Source organism: Verrucosispora sp. NA02020, assembly GCF_013364215.1.
Taxonomy (GTDB): Bacteria; Actinomycetota; Actinomycetes; order Mycobacteriales; family Micromonosporaceae; genus Micromonospora.
The window spans coordinates 3,145,610-3,159,469 of sequence record NZ_CP054923.1 but is presented as its reverse complement, the minus strand read 5'-3'; the positions used below and the strand labels follow the sequence as shown (position 1 = coordinate 3,159,469).

9 protein-coding genes are annotated in these 13,860 nt (G+C 70.9%); 4 read left to right on the top strand and 5 right to left on the bottom strand.

Annotated elements, in window-relative coordinates; translation table 11 throughout:
• Positions 1–152: 152 nt before the first annotated feature.
• Together HUT12_RS13760 and HUT12_RS13755 are read left to right on the top strand one after the other, a co-directional pair.
• The gene (locus HUT12_RS13760; RefSeq protein WP_254877052.1) at positions 153–1,376 is read left to right on the top strand and encodes a serine hydrolase domain-containing protein; all 1,224 of its coding nucleotides are present in this window, start codon (positions 153–155) and stop codon (positions 1,374–1,376) included.
• A gap of 86 nt (positions 1,377–1,462) precedes the next feature.
• Positions 1,463–1,639 (top strand): hypothetical protein, encoded by a 177-nt coding sequence (locus HUT12_RS13755; RefSeq protein ID WP_161595041.1) that lies wholly within the window; start codon positions 1,463–1,465, stop codon positions 1,637–1,639.
• A gap of 58 nt (positions 1,640–1,697) precedes the next feature.
• Here HUT12_RS13755 and HUT12_RS13750 read toward each other — a convergent pair whose 3' ends face one another.
• The 5 genes from HUT12_RS13750 to HUT12_RS13730 all read right to left on the bottom strand — a co-directional run bounded on the left by HUT12_RS13750 (position 1,698) and on the right by HUT12_RS13730 (position 5,638).
• Positions 1,698–2,264, bottom strand: coding sequence for a DUF2087 domain-containing protein (locus HUT12_RS13750; protein WP_176093632.1), 567 nt, complete (start codon positions 2,262–2,264; stop codon positions 1,698–1,700).
• Between the two features lie 77 nt (positions 2,265–2,341).
• Positions 2,342–3,133 carry a class II glutamine amidotransferase gene (locus tag HUT12_RS13745; protein WP_176093631.1) on the bottom strand — a complete coding sequence of 264 codons (792 nt, stop codon included), beginning with the start codon at positions 3,131–3,133 and terminating at the stop codon, positions 2,342–2,344.
• 29 nt (positions 3,134–3,162) lie between these two features.
• Positions 3,163–3,957: an amino acid ABC transporter permease gene (locus tag HUT12_RS13740; RefSeq protein WP_131056158.1), complete on the bottom strand. Its 795-nt coding sequence runs from the start codon at positions 3,955–3,957 to the stop codon at positions 3,163–3,165.
• Positions 3,954–4,634: an amino acid ABC transporter permease gene (locus HUT12_RS13735; RefSeq protein WP_217705994.1), complete on the bottom strand. Its 681-nt coding sequence runs from the start codon at positions 4,632–4,634 to the stop codon at positions 3,954–3,956. The genes HUT12_RS13740 and HUT12_RS13735 overlap by 4 nt, the downstream gene beginning before the upstream one ends.
• 11 nt (positions 4,635–4,645) lie before the next feature.
• Positions 4,646–5,638: a glutamate ABC transporter substrate-binding protein gene (locus HUT12_RS13730; protein WP_217705993.1), complete on the bottom strand. Its 993-nt coding sequence runs from the start codon at positions 5,636–5,638 to the stop codon at positions 4,646–4,648.
• 225 nt (positions 5,639–5,863) lie between these two features.
• Here HUT12_RS13730 and HUT12_RS13725 point away from each other — a divergent pair, with 225 nt between their 5' ends.
• Both HUT12_RS13725 and HUT12_RS13720 read left to right on the top strand, forming a co-directional pair.
• Complete coding sequence (locus tag HUT12_RS13725; RefSeq protein ID WP_176093629.1) at positions 5,864–6,844, top strand: LysR family transcriptional regulator; 981 nt, start codon at positions 5,864–5,866, stop codon at positions 6,842–6,844.
• 453 nt (positions 6,845–7,297) lie between these two features.
• On the top strand, positions 7,298–13,771 hold the full coding sequence (locus HUT12_RS13720) for a hypothetical protein (protein WP_176093628.1): 6,474 nt from the start codon (positions 7,298–7,300) through the stop codon (positions 13,769–13,771).
• The last annotated feature ends 89 nt before the right edge of the window (positions 13,772–13,860 follow it).

Below are 13,860 nucleotides of genomic sequence, written 5' to 3'. Positions count from 1 at the left end.
CGAGACCTGCGGCGGTGGTGCTGCGGTAGGCCGCTGGTCGAATGCGGCTCACTCCGCAGTGGGAGTCGAATCTCGCGCCTGAGCACGATGCACTCCGACCAGGACACATCGATGCTATTTCCATGTCTCGCACTCTTCGGACACTCAAGGTGGTGGCCACCAGCCTCACGCTGGTCGCCACGATCGCTGTCGTACCCGCCTCCGCCGTGGCGCAGCCCGGCGCGTCCGCCGGAAAGCTGGACCGCACCGGGCTGCGCGCCGCGCTCGCGGCGGTGCCCGAGGCCGGTGTGCCCGGCGCGCTGGCCGCCGTGCGCGACGGCCGACACGACTGGCAGGGCGCCGCCGGCCAGGCGTTCCTGACCAAGCCACGACCGATGCAGCCGCAGATGCGTCACCGCATCGGCAGCATCACCAAGACGTTCGTCGCCACCACCGTGCTCCAGCTCGTCGACGAGGGCCGACTGGGTCTGGACGACCCGATCGGGCAGCGGCTGCCCGACGTCGTACCGGGCGAGACCGGCGCCCAGGTCACCGTCCGGATGCTGCTGAACCACACCAGCGGCATCGGCAACTACACCAACGCGATGATCGACTCGTACGCGGCGATCAACCGGATGCAGGTCACCACGTACGCTCCGGCCGAGCTGGTCGCCATGGGTCTGGCCATGCCGCCGACCAATGCCCCGGGCGCGGGATTCAGCTACTCGAACACCAACTACGTCCTGGCCGGAATGCTGATCGAAGCGGTCACCGGCAGCAGTACGGCGACCGAGGTGCAGCGGCGGATCCTCCGACCGCTGAAGCTGACCGGCACGTCCTTCCCGGGCACCGATCCGACGATCCGCGGTCCGCACGGTGGCGCCTACTTCGCCCCCTTCGGCGCTCGCGACGTGAGCGAGTTCAACATGAGCTGGGCCGGCGCGGCAGGTGAGATGATCTCCACCACGGCGGACCTGAACACCTTCTTCCGGGCGCTGCTCCGTGGTGATCTGCTCCGTCCGGCCACCCTCGACCAGATGCTCACCCGAGTGCCGATGGTGCCGGGAGTGCCGGAGGCCGGTGGCTACGGTCTGGGCATCTATTCGCTCTCCACCCCGTGCGGCGAGGTCTGGGGTCACGACGGCGCGGTCATCGGTCACCTGACGTACTCACTGCACAGCCGGGACGGTGTGCGCCAGGCGTCCTCCGGGATCAACCTCAGCCACTACCAGATCGGGCTGCCTGACGCGCATCCGGTCGACATCGCCTGGCAGACGTTCGTGCTCACCGCGATCTGCCCGACCGGCGGCGTGAGCAGCCGTTCGGCGCAGGCGGTGCCGCAACTGCCCAGCGTGACCCGGATGCCGGGTACCGACGCGGTGGTGGCGGTGCCCTGACCCGTCCGGACATCGACGGTTCACGGGTGATCCGATGATCGCCCGTGATCCGGTTTGGTCCGTCGGCGATCGGGAAGATCTTCTGTATGTCTATCTGGAGCAGGTTCACCCAGCGGCGTAGGCGGAAGATCGAAGAGCAGCGCGACGCGGCCGTGGCCAGGGCCATGGCCCGTGGGGCGACCCCGGAGGAGTCGGCGGCCGCCGGAGACCGCGCGGCGCGCGGTGACACCGCCGCGACCGTGTTCCGCATCTCCAACATCTGATCCGCACAGTGCGGCCGGGACAGCACCGTCCCGGCCGCACGTCTGTGTCCTGGCTTGATCAGGCGGACGACTCGCGCGCGGGTAGCGTGCGCGACGTGCCGTAGGTGGTGCCGGCGCGGTCGCGTTCCAGCCAGCCGGCGTCGACCAGCATCCGCCGGGCACCGGCCACGTCGTCGGTGACGGCGGAGAGCCGCCGGTTGATCTCGTCCTCGTCGCACGGGCCGTCGAGGTCGAGGAAGCGGACCAGCATCTCGGCCAGCAGTTCCCACCGCCGCGACAGGGGCGGCGGAAAGGCGGTCAGCCGGCCGTGCGAGAAGACGCTCCGCAGCTCCGGATAGACCACGAGCAGACGGCTGATCGGCTGCTGACGGTCCAGGTCGGCGGCGGTCTCCCGCAGGGCGTCGAGCCGGGCCCGGTAGACGCCGGTGCCGGTGACCACGCCGATCGCGTGGAGCCGGGCGAGCGCCGCTCCGGCCTTCGGTACGGGGATGTCCAGCGCCTGGGCCAACTGGGTGGCCGTGAGCCCGTCGTCGCCCCGGCGGGCGAGTTCGGCCAACGCCTGGAGGCGCTCGGGAGTGGCGAGCGCGGTGAGGATCTCCGCGGCGTGCGCGGCTTCGGCGGACATCCGATCATTCTGCCAGCGCCCTCACCTCGACCCGGACGGCGCGGAACGGGAAGGCCACCGTGGCACCGGGCGCGTGCTCATCGGACGCCGCTCTTCACGGCCGCGACCGGGGGCAGCTCGGGCCGCGTCAGGTGTCGGGAGACCCGCAGATCGGAGCGGCGGACCTCGAGCACGTGCCGTTGGTCCAGTTGGTGCCAGGGCGGGGTGGGCTGGTCCCAACCCGTCGAGGCGACCACCACGCGATCGGGTTCGACGAGGTAGTTGAGGGGGAAGAACCCGGGGCCACGACGCCGGCTGACAGCGGAGTCCGGATCATGGTCCGCGTAGGCGAACAACGACTGCTCGGTCAGCAGCAGGCAGTTGAGGCCGCTGTACCGGGTGGCGTGACGCCGTACCTCGGCGGCGGCCGAACTGAGCGCGGTCACCGGGTCGGTGCGGCGCAGGAACTGCCTGACCAGGAGGAAGAACCGTTCGCTGTCGGTGGTACCGGCGACCGCTTCACGCATCTCCGGTTCGAGCAGATCGTCGACGGCGTCGGCCGGGGAGAAGTCACCGTTGTGGGCGAAGGCGACCGTCGCGGACCGGAACGGGTGGGTGTTGGCCAGGACGAGCGGTGACCCGGGATTGGCCAGCCTGATGTGCAGCAGGGCGGCGTCGGTGGTGATCCGGCTCAGCGTGGAGGTGAATCCCTCGCTGGTACGGGCCGACGTCGGCTCCTTGTCGACGCGGAGTTCACCGTCGTGCCAGTGGGCCACGCCCCAGCCGTCGCCGTGTTCGGCCGAGAGTTCGGTGAATCCGGGTAGTTCGGTGGCGAGAAGCTCGGTCAGGCGACCGGCGGACGCGCCGACCACACCCAACAGACGGCACATGTGCATACTCCCGGGGTCAGGGTGGGCGGTCAGCCACGCCGCTGCAGCACCGTGGCGAGCCACGACAGCAATGCGTTGACCGCGACGAACATGAGGGTCATCACGAGGTAGGTCTGGATGAGGGCGTGGGTGTACTCGCCGAGCACCCGGCCCGCGTGGAGCAGTTCGAGGAAACTCACCACGTAGCCGAGCGTGCTCTCCTTGAGCAGGCGGATGAACTGCGTCACCAGCGCCGGGGCGACGCGCCGCAGGGCCTGCGGGAGCACCACCAGCCGCATGGTGGCCGATGGGCTCAAGCCCACGCAGAGCCCGGCCTCGGTCTGTCCCCTGTCGACGGAGAGGATGCCGGCGCGGAAGATCTCGGCGAGGGCGGCCACGTTCGAGACCACGATCGGTACGACCAGTTGCCAGAAGATCGGTAGCCGTAGCCCGAAGCGAGGCGCCAGGATCAGGAAGGCGAACAGCAGCAGCAGGATCGGCACCGCGCGGAACAGTTCCACGTACGCAACCGCCGGCCACCGGATGACCCGTCGCCGGGACAGCCGGCCGAGCGCGACCAGGAATCCCAGCGGCGCGGCGATCACGGCGCTGACCCCGGCGGCCAGGAGGGTGGCCGCGAGGCCCCGGAGCAGGAAGGCCATCACAGGCCACTGCCCGAAGATCGTCCATTTGGCGGGGTCGAGCTGGCCGTGGGCGTGGAACTCGGTGATCGCAAGCCAGAACAGACCGACCAGGAGGACGGCGGTGCCGATGGTCGCCAGCCGGATCCATCGCCGGCCCCGGGGACCCGGCTGGTCGAACAGGGCCTGCTCGGACACGCTCATCGTCCGATCGCCACCTTCTTCTCCAGCAGCCCGGTGACGAAGCCGATGCTCAGGGTCAGGATGAGGTAGAGCGCCGTGCTGACCAGGAAGGTCGGGCCGGCGTCGGCGAATTCCAGGTTGATCAGGTCGGTCTCGCCGGTCAGCTCGGTGACACCGACCGCCGCGGCGAGGGAACTGCTCAGGGCGATGGCGATGAAGATGTTCCCCAGCGGCTGGACCATCGAGCGGAAGGCGCGCGGAAGGATGACGTGACGCAGACTGCGTGCCGTGGTCATGCCCAGGGCCCGGGCCGCTTCCGCCTCACCGGGCGGCACGGTCCGGATGCCGGACCGGATCGTCTCGGCGACCAGCGCGGCCCCGTACATCGCCATCGCGGTGGTGACCGTCCAGAACAGGTCGTACAGGATCCCGATCTCGGGCAGCCCGAACACGAACAGCACCAGCAGGACCAGCAGCGGCGTGTTGCGCATGAACTGCACGTAGATCGCGGCGCAGAGCCTCAGCAACGGCACCGGCACGATCCGCATGATCGCCAGCAGGGTGCCCAGGACCATCGCGCCCGCGAACGAGGCCGCCGTGAGCTCGACGGTGACCAGGAGGCCGGCTCCCAGCCGGCCGAGGTGGCTGAGCACGCCGTCGACCAGCGGGATCCCAGCCACCTCCGACACGTACGGCACGGGGACTACGCTCAGCTTCCGGCCACGGAGCCGAGGACCGGCGGGGTCGGCGGTTCGCCCTCGATCGCGGTGCCCAGGGTCAGTTTCCAGATCCGGTCCCACAGCCCGGCCTCGACGATCTTGGTCAGCCAGCCGTTGACGAACGTCTTGAACTCCGCGTCACCGGGAGGCAGACCGATCCCGTAGGGGTCCTCGGTGAACGGTTGGCCGACGACCTTGACCTCCGGGTCGCGTTGCGCGTTGCCGAGCAGGATGGCCTGGTCGAGCACGTACGCCTCCGCCCGGCCCTGGCGAAGCGCCTGGACGCACTGGTCGTTGGTCTCCAGCAGGAGCAGCTTCGCGTCCGGCACCACCTGCTTGAGGGTGTTGACCGCCGTGGAGTTGGCCTGGGTCACGACCGTCCGGCCGGCCAGGTCCGACGGCGTCGTGATGCCGGTCTCCGACTTCTTCACCAGGATCGAGGTGCCGGAGTTGAAGTACGGCCCGGCAAAGTTGATCTTCTCGGCCCGGGCCGGGGTGATGGTGTAGGTGGCCAGCACCGCGTCGACGGTGCCGTTCTGCAGCAGTAGTTCCCGGGTCTGCGCCGTCACCTGGACCAGTTCGACCGACGGCGTCCCGGTGATGTACTTGGCCAGGAGTTGAGCCAGGTAGGCGTCGAAGCCGGTCACCTTGCCGGTGGTCGGGTCCTTCAGCGAGAACAGGGCGGCGGTGGCGGTGCCCCCGACGCGCAGGGTGCCCGCCTGCTTGATGGTGGCCGCCCGGCCACCGGCCGACAGGTCGGCCGGGTCGGCGACGGGGGCGTCGGCCAGGATCTTCTCGATCGACTCGCCGCCCGCTCCCCCGTCGGCGGCGGCGGTGCCGGGCGGCGCCGGCAGGGGGGCGGAGCTGCACCCTGCGGTCACGCCGAGGGCGGTGGTCAGTGCCACGGCGGTGGCCAGGACGGCAGCCCGTCGACCGGCGAGCCGGCGTCGGCCGCGAGCGGCCAGGACGGTCGATGGTTCCACTGTGTCTCTCCTGAGGGTGTGTCCGGGGACTACTCGGGGGTGGGTGAACGCCGGCCGCTCGTGGTCGGCCGTGGGCAGGACGGCGCCGACGACGAATATCTGGGGGCACCGTCCGATAGCGGGGGTCAGCCGAATTCGGTTGCGGACAAAGCATCGGGCCGACGCCGCCGAACGTCCAATCAAAACGTCACCGAGCATTCATAAGTGATCCTTATGATTCCACTCGTGTTGGACACGCATCAGTTGCTGATCCTGGCCGAAGTGGCGCGGTACGGCTCGTACACCGCCGCCGCCAAGGCACTCGGTTATTCCCAGCCGGCCATCAGTTATCAGATGCGGCTGCTCGAACGGGCCACCCGGGCATCCCTGGTGATGCGGGCGGGACGAGGAATCGTGTTGACCGAGACCGGCCGCCGGCTGGCCGACCACGCCGAGATCGTGCTGACCGCCCTCGCGGCCGCCGAGGCCGAGATCAGGGCGATGAGCGAGCAGCGGGCCGACACCGTCCGGCTGGGGGCGTTCCGGAGCAGCTGCGCCACCCTGGTCCCCTCGCTGCTGGACCGGCTCGCCCGGAGCACGCCTGACGACGGCGGGGATCCCGCACCGCAGCTCGTCGTGCAGCAGGTCGAACCGCCCGAGGCCGCCCAGCTCCTGCGGTCCGGCAAGATCGAGATCGGCCTGCTGTGCGACTGGACCAACGAGGCCACCGCCGACGCGGAGCGCGGCCTTCGCCGCGTGTCCCTGATGACCGATCGCCGGTGCGTCGTGGTGCCGGCCGACCACCGGCTGGCCCGGGAGACGTCCGACGGTGACGAGGTCGACTTCGCCGACCTCGCCGACGAGCCGTGGGTCATGGAGACCGTGCGGGAGCGCTTCCTCGCCGCCTGCGCGGCGACGCGTTTCACGCCCCGCCTGGTGGCCACCGCGGACGACCACGTCACGATCCAGAACCTCGTGACCAGCGGCGTCGGCATCACCCTCATGAACGAGCTGGCCATCTCGGCCCACCTCGACAGTCGGCTGCGCGTGCGACCGCTGGCCAACTGGCCGCACCGTCGGATCTACGCACTGGCCTCGCCGGAGGCCCTGCGCGAGGCACCGGTGGCGCACACGGTGCGCGAGTTGCGCGCGGCCGCCCGCACGATCCGGGGCCGCCTGCGGGCGACCCCGGTCGGCGCGGACCGTCCCGGACTACAGGCAGCGTAGCGCCGGGCGCTTCTGACCAGGCAGGACACACCCGTAACTCCCACTTAGCCTATAGGTTAACGGGTGCTTTGGATCACACTTGCCGCCATCGCACCGTCGCCGGATCTAGCCTGTTCGCATGAGTGCAAGCAGGTGTCCCATTCGGCGCTGCTTCGTCGAATTCCGCCGGATGTGCCGCACCGTCTGAGTTCGACGGCACAGCCGTATACGGGCATTTGAAACTGCCGTCCGCGGCATCGACATCGCGGCGCGCTCCTCTTTCGGCAGCGAATCCTGCATTTGTCGTGCGCGGACGAATCATTCCTCGATCGCCTCGCTGTGCCGGGCCGAACGGTCGCGCCGTCCGGCGGTGAATCGTCGCGCCGACCGCCGGATCAGAAAGGGGACCAGCGGTTGACTTCGCCACAGGACGGTTCCGGAGAGCAGTCGACACCCGCCGCCACGCGCGGGGACATGACCGAGGCGGTACGGCGGTACGGGTCGCGGTTCGACGGCATGCAGGGACTCGAGCACATCGCGCCGGTGCCCGAGGTCGTCGTCGGGTGGCTGCTCGCGCAGGTGAAGGCGGCGGCCGGTACACGCGGCACGCACGCCGCCTTCGGCGCGGATCTCGAACGGCGTCTCACCTCGGACTACCTGCTCACCGAGTGGCCCCGGATCCGCAGCGAGACCGGGCTGCCGCTGTCGAGCGCTGCCGATGGCGGCCCGACCCCGTGGCTACGGGTGTCGCTGCGCGACCCGGTGGAGGCGGACCCCGACATCGAGCAGATGCCCGACGGGCCACCCGTCACCCTCCAGCGCTGGGCGTTCGGCGGGTGGGAGGTGGCGGAGAGCGGCAGCGCCAGCGACCTGCGGACCGTACGCCTGCCGTTCACCTACTCGCACCCGTTGCCGGCTGACAGCGACAGCGTGCTGCGGCGGGTGGCGCTGACGGTGCAGCCGACGATGACGTACAACCAGACGTCGACCTCGGCGACGGTCACCGGCGCGGTGCAGGCGTTGACGCTGTTGCGCAGTCGCGAACGCTCGTGGCCGTACCGCTACCGGATGCGGTGGCAGCTCCGCATGGGCGACGACGTGAACCGTCCGTGGACCGACCTGGAGAGTCCACCGCCCGAGCGGTTGACGGTGTGGTTCCCCAAACACCTGGTGGAGGCGCCAAGCCCGGACGCGGAGCAGCCCCAACCGGCACCGCTGGAACTCCTCCGTACCGACCTGCCGCTCTTCGGCGTGCAGTCGGTGCTGAACGCCGACCTGATCTTCCGCGACGTCATGGCGTCGTTCCGGCCGTACCTCGCGGCGTTGTCGTCGGCGTCCAGACGGGACCTGTGGGAGTTCTTCGGCGAGTACAGCCTCCGCGCGAACATCCCGTTGGCGTGGACGGGCAGCCACCCGTCGCCGCTGTTGTTCGACGACGACGGGGCCGTGATCGGATATCTCCGGATGCGCACCGAGCTGGTCGCGCGGGAGGTCACCGGTCCGGCCACGCAGGACGCCGTGCTGGAGTCGCACGTGCTGCGGATCCTGCGGGTCGACGGTTCCGCCGAGGTCACCAACGCGGTCGGCGTCGACGGGTTCGTGAACCTCGGCATGTCGGCGACGCCGGCTGAGCCCGGTGTCGAGCCGACCGGCGGAGCCGTCCGGGGGCAGATCGGAGCGCGGCACCAGGTGTCACACACGCTGGGATCGGGTGGTGGCGCGCGTACCTCGCACTCGCTGCGGGTGCGCAAGCCGCTGATCCCCCAGGGCGTCGATGTGGTCCTCGATCTCGAACTGGTCCGCGCGACCGGTGCCGCGGCCCGCCCCGAACCGGTGACGCCGCTGGGCTCCGGCGCGGCGCACCGGGCGATCCTGCGGGTACCACCTGCGGACCTGATCATCCGGCGGCCCACCACGCCGCGCTACCTGCCACCCGAGATCGCGCAGCTCCGGTCGATCGGCGTCTCCACCACGCCGTTACGGGTCACCGGTGCCGAGCCTTTGTTCGCCACGGCCGAGACCTGGCTCGCCGCGCACGGCTTCCTGCCGCCCGAGGGCGAGTCGACGCTGGACCGGCTGACCGACGAGGCCACCAGGGTGCAGCGCCTGGTGAACGTCCGCAAGCTCGACGTGACCCGCTCGGGTGTGGGACTGCGCGGCGCCGTGGACGAGATGATCGAGGGTGGCTACCCGATCGTCTTCGAACTCCCGGTCCGCGGTGAGATCCAGCGTGCCGAGGTACGCGTGTCCGCCGAGCGTCGTTTCACCGACGGGCCCCAGGCAGGAGCCGTCCACTTCCTGTTCCTGCCCGACGTCCAGACGCTGAACTGGACCGGTTCGACGCTGCCCGCCAGTGAGGGGCGCAGCCGTTCGCCGTTCGGCTGGAACGGTGGTGTCGCCGGGTCCTCCAGCAACCCGGCCGGGACGACCGGGACGGATCGTCCGGTGCAGGGCTTCTCCGGCGGCGTCAACCGCTTCTCCCGGCCCGCCACCATCACCGACACCACGATCGGGTTCGGGCAGGAGTCGTACGCGCTCAACCCGACCGGCGAGGGCTCGCACGCGTTCCAGGTGCCGGTACGGATGCGCCTGGAGATCTCGTGGAGCCACGGTGACACACCTCCGCCGACCGAGGCGGACGGGATGTTCACGTTGGCGGTACCCACCTACCGCACGCTCGCCGAACCAGCGGAGATCCGCCCGTACCGGGATCCCGCCACGCGGAGTGTCACCGACCAGGATCGTGCCGGCCTGAACCCACCGGACGAGCTGATATACCGCGACGGGGTGCTACGGCTGCCCAGCCTGGCGCACGTGGACCGGGTGGAGGGCAGCCGGGTGATCCGTGCGCTGGTCAAGGCCCTGATCGGCGCCGGACACCACGCCGTCGCCGCCGACCGACCCACCGCCGTACTCCCCCGGATGCCCGGCGCGTACCCCGGGGACGACGTGGCGGTGCCAGAGGCACCCGCCCCGGCGGAGGCCACCGGCGACGACGCCCCGGCTGCCGAGGGCGGGACCGTCTGGCCGTGGGGCGCCCGCACGGCGCGATGGCTCGGCGAGGCGGCGAGGTCCGGGTGGGCGTGGTGGCGACGACGGACGATCGGCGATCCGCTGGACCGACCGGAGAGCATGGCGCAGGAGGTGGCCCACGCGGCACTGTCGCCCCACCACCTGACGGCCAACGCCCTGCAGGTCTTCAACAACCAGTACGTGACCGAGAACATCGGCGGGCACGGCATGGTGTCGGGCACCGACGTCTCGGTGACGGTCGAGGGCTACCTCACCGACGTGAGACTCCTGCCGTCGCCCGGGATCATGGACATGGAGAGCTGGCTGCAGTCCTTCGACGGCTCGTCGCAGACGGCGGAGCAGAGCGTCGGGTACGAACTGCCGGCGACGCTCACCGGCACGTACGGCAGCGTCACGCAGTTCGTACCGGCCGGGACGTACACCCATCTCCGGCGGACGGACACCCGCACGACGTTCAGCGACAACACGATGGCGTTCCGGGTCACCACGGAGAACGACGTCTCGGTGTTCCGCTTCTCGGCGACGGCCGTCTATCTCGTCACGGTCACCAAGGGCCTCCGCAACGTGGTGGCCGGGACGCTCGCCGGCCGACCGTACGTCGAGTGGCAGGTCGCGGTCGAACTGCCCGATGCCGTGGAGTTCCTGCTCGTCGAGAACGACCTGATCAACCACCCGGAGCTGCGGCAGATCCCCGGCGTTCCGCAGGTCGACCCGGAACAGAGCCTCGCGATCGCCGACCGCACGTTGCCCTCCTGGTTCGTGCACGGTCGCGGGAGGCTCGGGTTCGGCGTCGCCACCGCAGTGGTCCCCCGGGGCGCACGTCCGCAGCTACGTACCCACGTCCGCGCACTGGTCGAGGCCCAGGCACCGGGCGTGACCAGCCCCGGCAACGCCGCATACCTGCCCGGTGTCCGATCGCGGATCGCCGACCACACGTCCACCCTGGGGCTGCGGACCCTGATCAACGTCGGCCCCGATGGCCGCGCCTCGTTCCACTTCGTACACCGGTCGTGGCTCGGCCCACGGGTCGTGGAGGTCGAGTTCCGCGCAGAGCCGGTCGAGGACGCCGCGCAGCTCGCGGCACGGCGAGGCCGGCAGACCTCGTCCAGCGCGGGCCTGGACACCATCCTGGCCCACTCCTCCGGCGAGGGCGGCTCGCTGCCGACCCCGGGTGCGAGCAAGCTGAGCGTCACCCGGATCGTCGCCAACAGTGTGGCCTTCTCCCCGGCCGTCAAGCAGTACGGCCACCAGACGCAGCCCACCCTCTCGATCGGCGCCCAACACCAGCGTGTGCAGACCGCGACGTCCCTGCGGGAGTACCGGACCTGGGAACGGACCATCGTCACCACCCAGTTCGACCGCGTCCCCTACACACTCGGCGTGACCGTACGCTCGATGCCGTTGGAGGACGCACTCGTCGTCCGGGTGGGCCGGGCCGCGATCACCGGGCTCCTCACCACGGGCCGGCTCGTCCGGCGGGCCTGGCCGAACCTGCCGACGCCGAGTGCGGTCGGCGAGTCGTCCCATGCCTTCGCGGCCCTGGTCACGTTGCGTTTCAGCCAGGCGGAGACGCCTCGCCTCCCGGCCGGCGACCACCGGCAGGTCCCGCCGCTGCTGCTCACGTCCGCCCCGACCGCCGTCGTACCGCCGCCCACCGACGCGGTCGTCATCGACCTGGAGATCCCGGCAGCGGTTCGCGACCTGGTGACCGGACCGTCCTGGCGGCTGAGCCGACCGTTCTCCGTGTACGACTTCGACGCCGTCGCGCAGCTCGCCCACGCGATCCGGACAGTCGACCCGTCCCTGGCCGACGACGACCAGCTGCACAACTCGACGTCGGCGGAGGGCATCTTCGTCCGCCTGTCCAGCCTCGTCCGCTCGGGCCGGGTCACCATGCTGGAACCCGCCGCGGTGGGCCGGTTGCTGGGCCGCGCGGGCAGACCGGGTACGTCACTGCAGTTCGCGCTCTACGCGCCCCGACCCGCGAGCTCCAGTCGCAACGTGGCCATCGACGGCATCAACGCCAACACCGACAGCTTCACCACGACCGTCACCGGGGCGACGACGCCGACGATGACCTTCGGCGACGCCCACCCGCTGACCCGGGACGTCACCAACACCGGCGGCCCGACCGTGCCGGTCCTCGGGGTCGACGCGGCACACGGTCAGGGCGTCGGCGGCTCGGCACAGCGACGCGAGATCCTCCGGTTCGGCACCCCGACGGAGTCGGCCGCCGGCCTCGGCACACCCGGACACCAGGTCGTCGCCGTCGCCGTGATCCGGGTCGACGGCCCCCACGGCACCCGGTGGGTCGTCGGCAACATCGACCTGCGCACCACGGAGGCCCCACCCGCCCCGGCACCGGCCGACGTGATCACGCCCGGCACGCCGGAAACACACTCCCCTGCCCGGGACGTCGCGCCACCGCACGCCCCGCCCATCGCGGAGCAGACCCCGGCCGACCTGCCGTCCACGGCGGCGGCCCCACCGTCCGTCGCGTCGGCGGTACGCACCGACGGCGGTCCGGCGGTGGTCGTCGCCGCCGAAGCTGTCGAGGACGACCCGCTGATGCCTGAGGAGATCACCTCCGTGGACGGGGTCTGGTTCGCCGGTGCCCCGCCGGGACCCCGCGACGAGCTGGCGCTGACCTCCCTGACGCAGGCAGTGCGGGCGGCGGAGGCAGAGCGGCACGTGGTGATCGTCAACACGCCCCGGCTACAGCCGCAGCACGCCTCCGTCGTCGCGGCGCTCCGTCAGGCGGTGGACCGGCTCGCCTGGTGGGACGGGCGTGGTGTGGTCGTCGCGGTGCTGCGCGCTGACGCGCTGCTGGAGGCGTGGCTCGACCGTGCGGCGGTGGTGACCGTGCGACGAGTACCGGCACCGGTCGACAAGGACCGGGTGGCGCTGGACACGGTATGGGAGCTGCGTGGCGCGGGAGGCCGGCGCGAGCAGTTCCGGGAACGACCGACCGCCGACCTGGTGACCGCAGCAGTCGAGGCGAGCCGGACGGTGGCACGCACACCGCTGCCACGGGACCTGGCGCGGTGGCTCTCCACCGACACCTGGCCGCAGCGGCAGGCCCTTCTCGACGAGCTGGGAGAGCGGCTCGTACGCCCTGACATGCTCGACGCGCTCGAACAGACCGCGACCGCCGAGGGGCGCCCGGGAGGCGTCCTGACCTGGCTCGACCAGGTTGGTCCGTGGCAGGTGGCGGATCGGATCAGGTACGACTCGGAAGGCGTGCGCGACGAGCTCGGGCTGGTCGACTCCCGCAGCACGCGGCGCGGGATCGCCAACCGGGTGCTGGAGGAGATGTGGGCGGAGAGCCGCGCCGCCCGGGAACTCGCCGCGATGTCCGTGCTCCTGCGGCATGAGCTGGCCGCCCGTGACGACACCGCACCACCGACTGAGACGGCGACCACCCCGGCCGTCGCGGACCCGTGGAGCCCGCATCCTCCGGTCGCCGGGCTGTCGACCCGGCAGATCTTCGCCTACCTGACGCGCGGCGAGCCGGAGTGGCAGGATCCCCGCGCCGGCCGCTTCCTGCTTCGCGCGGTGTTCGACCGCCACCTGTCGTACGACGACTACGCCGCACTGGTCCTGGCGGGCGCCACCAGCACGAGCCAACGGGTGGAAGGTGTCATCGCCACGGCGGTCGCCGTCGTCCTGGAGCTGTCCCGCCGGGTCCCCGACCAGGACCACGACGAGGCGGTGCTCCGCAGCATCGACGACGTGATCACGAGCGTGCAGTGCCTGATCGACCCGACGCTGCGGGTGGAATGGGTGTCGCGGACCGACCCGGCCTGGTGGAGCGGAACGCCGCTGGCCGCCAGCCTGCACGGCGACGGCCGGCTCTCGTCCACGACAGCCCGACTCGACCACCTCGCCGCGCTGATCGCGTCTTGCGGCTACTGACGTCGACGAGTTCTGCCGCGAGTTCAACAATCTCGTCACGACCGAAGATCGACGCCGCGGTGGCCGCCGGTAACCTCGCAGTCCTCGGC

Excerpts from the sequence above, each read along its gene's own strand:
- HUT12_RS13755 (WP_161595041.1), top strand. The coding sequence starts at position 1,463 with ATGTCTATCTGGAGCAGGTTCACCCAGCGGCGTAGGCGGAAGATCGAA.
- HUT12_RS13750 (WP_176093632.1), bottom strand. The coding sequence starts at position 2,264 with ATGTCCGCCGAAGCCGCGCACGCCGCGGAGATCCTCACCGCGCTCGCC.
- HUT12_RS13745 (WP_176093631.1), bottom strand. The coding sequence starts at position 3,133 with ATGTGCCGTCTGTTGGGTGTGGTCGGCGCGTCCGCCGGTCGCCTGACC.
- HUT12_RS13740 (WP_131056158.1), bottom strand. The coding sequence starts at position 3,957 with ATGAGCGTGTCCGAGCAGGCCCTGTTCGACCAGCCGGGTCCCCGGGGC.
- HUT12_RS13720 (WP_176093628.1), top strand. The coding sequence starts at position 7,298 with ATGACCGAGGCGGTACGGCGGTACGGGTCGCGGTTCGACGGCATGCAG.